The organism is Xanthovirga aplysinae (assembly GCF_009711365.1).
Taxonomy (GTDB): Bacteria; Bacteroidota; Bacteroidia; order Cytophagales; family Cyclobacteriaceae; genus Xanthovirga; species Xanthovirga aplysinae.
Genome location: NZ_SMMB01000920.1, coordinates 1 through 5,488, shown reverse-complemented (window position 1 = coordinate 5,488; position 5,488 = coordinate 1). Strand labels below are relative to the sequence as shown.

Below are 5,488 nucleotides of genomic sequence, written 5' to 3'. Positions count from 1 at the left end.
AGTTGATTGTTCTCCCAACCATTACTAGTAAAATGCCGGACCTCCTTAAAATTATCAAAACTATAAGCGACAAAACCACCAGAATTTCTATCAATTCCCCACATAGAGGTTGATTGATAGGAATTAGGAGGACGGTCATTATGCTGATAAAGAAGCCAGGCGCTATCTAAGGAAATTTCAAAAGAAATATCTGCTTCTATCTTTTTACCTGAAGAAAACTCCCCCTTTCCTTCCCAAGAACCTACAAAAAACTGCACCAAATCAGTTGACAACTTACTTTGTTGGGAATTTTCCTGTGCTTTTAAGGGAATGTGAGAAGCGACTAAAATAAGTATGATTAGAATTAAGAACCTGATTTTCATATAATTTGAGAATTTAAATAGTCTAATACCCAAAAATTATACCACAATTCCACTTCTCTCATTATGTAGCCGACAAGAAAACGGGTTACAACAAAGGTCTTTTTTAGACGTTTCTCTCCTGGAAAAATTCATACAAAAATGCTTTTATGGGTAGGTAAATTTAAATGTTTCCTTTTTTGAAGACCATATTTTTGTTTCTAAGACTAACTCTTTTCAAAAATTTATTTTGAGCTAACACATAATATTGTTTTCTTACCCTATCATCCATATACCATATCATGTTTAGGAAGTTAAAAAACGTTGGTCCGGGAGCTATGGTAGCTGCTGCCTTCATTGGGCCAGGTACCGTTACTACTGCAACTATTGCAGGATCCAGTCATGGCTTTACCCTTTTGTGGGCCATTGTATTTTCAATTGTTGCTACTTATTTATTACAAGAAATGTCGGCTCGTTTGGGAGTGGTTGGAAGAATGGGAGTAGGAGAAGCAATTCGAAAAAAAATTGACAACAAGGTATTAAAGGTATTGGCTTCCTTCTTGGTTATTGGAGCAATTTTAATTGGAAATGCAGCTTACGAAGCTGGGAATATTACCGGAGCAGTTTTAGGGTTTGGTGATTATGGAAGGGGGCTATCAGACTTTCCAATTAACCCTCTTGTATTAGCCATTGGTTTGTTTGTTTTTCTTTTGTTGTATAGTGGAAAATATAAGGTAATAGAACGTTTTTTGATTGTGACGGTTAGTGTGATGGGCCTAGTTTTTCTTTTTTCTGCCATTTTATTAAAACCAGATTTAGGACAAATCTTCAAAGCGATATTTATCCCAACCTTGCCAAAAGGTTCCCTATTAATGGTAATCGGATTAATAGGAACCACCGTTGTTCCTTATAATTTGTTCTTACATGCTTCATCGGTAAAACAGCGATGGTCAGGATCAGAACATTTACCTGCCTCTCGTTCAGACACACTAATTTCTGTTGTATTAGGAGGGATTATCACCATGGCAATTTTGGTCACCTCTGCAGTTGCTTTTGAGGGCAATAATCAGGCGGTCAATAAATTTTCCGACTTGAGTGTACAATTAAGTCCGGCTTTAGGAAGCTGGTCATCACATTTTATTTCTTTAGGTTTTCTGGCTGCCGGTCTTTCTTCTTCTATCACTGCGGCCTTAGCAGCTGCCTTTGCCACAAGTGAAATTTTAGGCTGGGAACATAATTTGAAAGGGAAAAAGTTTCGGATGACCTGGTTATTTGTATTACTAATTGGAATCATTTTCTCTTCTTTGGGTTTCAAACCTACCCGACTTATTCTTTTTTCTCAGGTAACCAATGGTTTACTTCTTCCTATTGTCGCCTTATTTTTATTATGGATCATGAACGATAAGGGAATAATGAGTCAAAATGCCAATTCTAAATGGGCCAATATTTTAGGAATAATAGTAATTGGAATAGCTGCAGTCTTAGGAATTAAAGGTGTTTTGTCTGGAGTGAATTTCTTTTAAAATGCTACACTATTATGGAAAATTACATCATTAAATTATAAAGGGGACAAAATTAAAATATTACTTATAAAGATCTTTTATTTTTACAAAAGGAAGAAATTCTATTTCATTGAAATTCTAGATATAATACTCCCTTTCGAAATATAAATTATGGAAAAGCTCAGCATAGATATCAATTGTGATATGGGCGAAAGTTATGGGAGATTTAAAGTAGGGAATGATGCAAAAATCTTTCCTTATATTACTTCCTGCAACATTGCCTGTGGATTTCATGGGGGTGATCCTCTCCATATGGAAAGAACTATTAAAAGGGCTTTGGAATACGGTGCTCAAATTGGTGCACATCCAGCATATCCTGATTTGGCGGGCTTTGGCAGAAGAAATATGCAATTGTCCAAAGAGGAATTAAAAGCCGTAGTCAAATACCAGATTTCAGCTTTAAAAGGAATGGTAGAAAGCCAGGGTGGACAATTGACCTACGTTAAACCTCATGGGGCTTTGTATAATAAGGCAGCCATAGATGAAAAGGAAAGTCTTACCATTATCCAGGCTATTCAGGAAATTGATCCCAAATTAATACTAATGGGATTGGCGCAAAGCATAACAGAGGAAGTAGCCAAAGGAGAAGAAATTTCATTTGTGGCTGAAGCTTTTGCAGATAGGAAATATGAAGCCAGTGGTCAATTAATGTCCAGAAGCAAAGTAGGCTCTCTCCTAATCAATCCCGAAGAAGCAGTGGAGCAAGTATTATCAATTGTTCTAAAGAATAATGTTCAAAGCTCAGAAGGAACTCTTATCCCAATCAAGGCACAAAGCATTTGTATTCACGGAGATAACCCTTCAGTTGTTCCAATTTTAGAGGCCCTTCAGGAAGCCTTCAATCAAAATAATATTATTAAAGTGAGCTGTTTCAAATGATGACATTCCAGCTGTATGGGGACAATGCCTTATTAATCAATTTTGAACAGAAAATAGATAGTGAGATCAACGCACAGGTAATTTCATTAGCAAATACCATTGAAAAGGCTGCTATTCCAGGAGTTACTTTTTCCATTCCAGCGTATTGTTCTTTGACAGTAGGCTTTGATCCTTCCCTGTTAAAACTTGATGACTTATGTGATAAAATTAAAACCCTATCTTCAGCCTTACCAATGGCTTCCCAAAGTTCTAAAAAAAGACTTTTGAAGATCCCTGTCTGCTATGAAGACGCTTTTGGACTTGATTTCCCTGAAGTAATGAAACAAACAGGGCTTCCCAGACAAGAAATAATTGCTCTACACACTCAAAGGCAATTCAGAGTTTTTATGTTAGGCTTTTTGCCTGGTTTTGCCTATTTGGGAACATTGCCCCAAACACTTTATTGTTCTAGAATGACCACCCCACGATTACGTGTACCTGCTCAATCTGTGGGATTGGCTGGGTATCAAACTGGAATTTACCCTTCGGAAGCACCAGGAGGGTGGCAAATTATTGGCCGAACTCCTATCAAAACTTTTGACCCTTCCAAGGGTTCTCCCTTTTTGTTGCAAGCCGGAGATATTGTACAATTCCATGCTATTTCGGTAAAGGAATATCTTAAAATAGACAACGATATCTCTTCAAATACCTTTAATTGGAATAGCATTTATGAGTGAGCCTGTGATTTTTCATTTTAAAAAGCCAGGTCTTCAAACGATGGTACAGGACCTGGGGAGAGTAGGGTTTCAAGCTTTTGGCGTCCCCACAAGTGGGGTAATGGATAAATCTTCTGCCAAGATTGCCAATTGGTTGGTTGGAAACCCCAGAGAAAACCCTGTCCTGGAAATTACACTATTGGGTCCTCAAATTGAAATAAAAGGCAATTGTCAAATTGCCCTGACAGGAGGTAATCTATCACCCACCCTCAATGGAAATCCTATCCCAATGTATGAAACCATACAAGTCGATAGTGGATCCATTCTATCTTTTGGAAGGAAACTGGGTGGCTGCAGAACTTATTTGGCCATTAGAGGAAAATGGCAGATAAAAAAATGGCTTGGAAGCTATAGTGCTTCCGCTCACAGCGGATTGGAACTGACTCCGGATAGTATTATTCAAAAAAACAGCTCTTTACAAGTTCTCTCTCAATTACCTATTTCAAAACGACTTTATTCAAAAGAACAAAGACCTATCTATTCCAGGTCCGTTAGGGTTCGAGTATTACCAGGACCGGAATTCGATTCGTTTTCGCCCTTGGCCATTGGGCATTTTTTTAGCAGAGGTTATCAGTTAACTCCCGATTCTAATCGAATGGGTTATAGATTGGATGGTCAAATCAAGGATTTCAACCCCAAGAGAGAAGTTATATCTTCAGGAATTATTCCAGGTACTATACAGATAACCAACTCTGGCCAACCGATTATTTTGTTGGCAGATGCTCAAACCACAGGAGGATATTTCAGGTTGGTAAATGTTATTTCACATGATTTGGATAAATTAGCACAGCTTATGCCCGGTGATGAAGTGTGGTTTTCCCTGATTAGTCTGGAAGAAGCTAAGGAGGCTTTAAAAGAAGAGAAACTGCTTTTTTGAGATGTTTAGCCTACGAAATCACATCAAATGGCCTCAAAAATGAGATAAATTGAACTGATAACACAGAAATGAAGAATTTACATATTGAAACACCCTTAATTAAGTCATTGCCTCTAAGTGGACGAACAAAAAAGGACATATTTCTAAAACTGGAAAACATCCAGCCTTCTGGTTCATTTAAAATTCGAGGTTTAGGACATCTTTGCCAAACCGCCATGGGAAAAGGTGTTGGCCATTTTATTTCCTCTTCTGGGGGAAATGCGGGGTGTGCTGCGGCCTATGCGGGAAGTGTATTAAAAATTCCTACAACGGTATTTGTCCCCACAACGACCTCTACTTTTTTCATCAATTATATAAAAACTCTTGGAGCCGAAGTAAAAGTGGTAGGAGAGGTTTGGGATGAAACCCATTTGGAAGCGAAGTCTTTTTCTGAAAAAATGCAAGGCTTATATATTCCTCCTTTTAATCATCCCTTAATATGGGAAGGACATGCCTCTATGATAGAGGAGGTAGCTACACAGATGGAAAAACCTGATTTGGTGGTGGTCTCTGTAGGAGGTGGTGGGTTATTTAGCGGCGTAGTGAAAGGTCTACAAAAAGTAAATTGGAAAGATGTTCCTGTATTAGCAGTAGAAACCCGGGGAGCGGACTCCTTCTCACAATCCTTAAAAGCTGGAAAATTAATAACCTTAGATAAGGTGACTAGTATAGCTAAAAGCTTAGGAGCAAAAACAGTTGCAAAACATGCTCTTGAATTGACAAACATACATCCTGTAAGCTCACTTGTGGTTGATGACTCTCAAGCTATCAGAAGTTGTATTGACTTTACCCATGATCACCGATACATGGTTGAGCCTGCCTGTGGAGCTTCTTTATCTGTTGCCTACAATTCTACTGACGCAATTGCTGAAGCCAAGTCGGTTTTAATTATTGTTTGTGGAGGACTGGGTTTTGATTTAGATGATTTTTGCAAGTGGAATTCGAAAGTATAGAAGGAAACAGTTTCTTCAATTTCCTTCAAATAACCTTTTGGCTCATTTATTTAATTTGTAACCAATCTATCTTTTAATTTAGAGC

General features: G+C 38.0%; 6 protein-coding genes. 5 read left to right on the top strand and 1 reads right to left on the bottom strand.

The window, feature by feature from the left end; genetic code table 11:
- The coding region (locus tag E1171_RS08155) for a hypothetical protein (protein ID WP_155205517.1) at positions 1–362 on the bottom strand (362 nt) is incomplete at its 3' end.
- Between the two features lie 278 nt (positions 363–640).
- Between E1171_RS08155 and E1171_RS08150 the strand changes: the two genes are divergently transcribed.
- From E1171_RS08150 to E1171_RS08130, 5 genes are all read left to right on the top strand, one after another.
- A complete protein-coding gene (locus tag E1171_RS08150) occupies positions 641–1,861 on the top strand; it encodes an Nramp family divalent metal transporter (RefSeq protein WP_155205516.1) in 1,221 nt (406 codons plus the stop codon).
- 150 nt (positions 1,862–2,011) lie between these two features.
- The gene (locus E1171_RS08145) at positions 2,012–2,779 is read left to right on the top strand and encodes a 5-oxoprolinase subunit PxpA (RefSeq protein ID WP_155205515.1); all 768 of its coding nucleotides are present in this window, start codon (positions 2,012–2,014) and stop codon (positions 2,777–2,779) included.
- Positions 2,776–3,495, top strand: a complete 720-nt coding sequence (pxpB, locus tag E1171_RS08140) for a 5-oxoprolinase subunit PxpB (RefSeq protein WP_155205514.1) — start codon at positions 2,776–2,778, stop codon at positions 3,493–3,495. Before E1171_RS08145 ends, pxpB begins: the two co-directional genes overlap by 4 nt.
- Complete coding sequence (locus E1171_RS08135) at positions 3,488–4,411, top strand: 5-oxoprolinase subunit C family protein (RefSeq protein ID WP_155205513.1); 924 nt, start codon at positions 3,488–3,490, stop codon at positions 4,409–4,411. The genes pxpB and E1171_RS08135 overlap by 8 nt, the downstream gene beginning before the upstream one ends.
- 68 nt (positions 4,412–4,479) lie before the next feature.
- On the top strand, positions 4,480–5,403 hold the full coding sequence (locus tag E1171_RS08130; RefSeq protein WP_155205512.1) for a pyridoxal-phosphate dependent enzyme: 924 nt from the start codon (positions 4,480–4,482) through the stop codon (positions 5,401–5,403).
- The last annotated feature ends 85 nt before the right edge of the window (positions 5,404–5,488 follow it).

What these genes read in the sequence shown, in the direction of transcription:
- E1171_RS08150 (WP_155205516.1), top strand. Translation starts at nt 641, where the DNA reads ATGTTTAGGAAGTTAAAAAACGTTGGTCCGGGAGCTATGGTAGCTGCT.
- E1171_RS08145 (WP_155205515.1), top strand. Translation starts at nt 2,012, where the DNA reads ATGGAAAAGCTCAGCATAGATATCAATTGTGATATGGGCGAAAGTTAT.
- pxpB (WP_155205514.1), top strand. Translation starts at nt 2,776, where the DNA reads ATGATGACATTCCAGCTGTATGGGGACAATGCCTTATTAATCAATTTT.
- E1171_RS08135 (WP_155205513.1), top strand. Translation starts at nt 3,488, where the DNA reads ATGAGTGAGCCTGTGATTTTTCATTTTAAAAAGCCAGGTCTTCAAACG.
- E1171_RS08130 (WP_155205512.1), top strand. Translation starts at nt 4,480, where the DNA reads ATGAAGAATTTACATATTGAAACACCCTTAATTAAGTCATTGCCTCTA.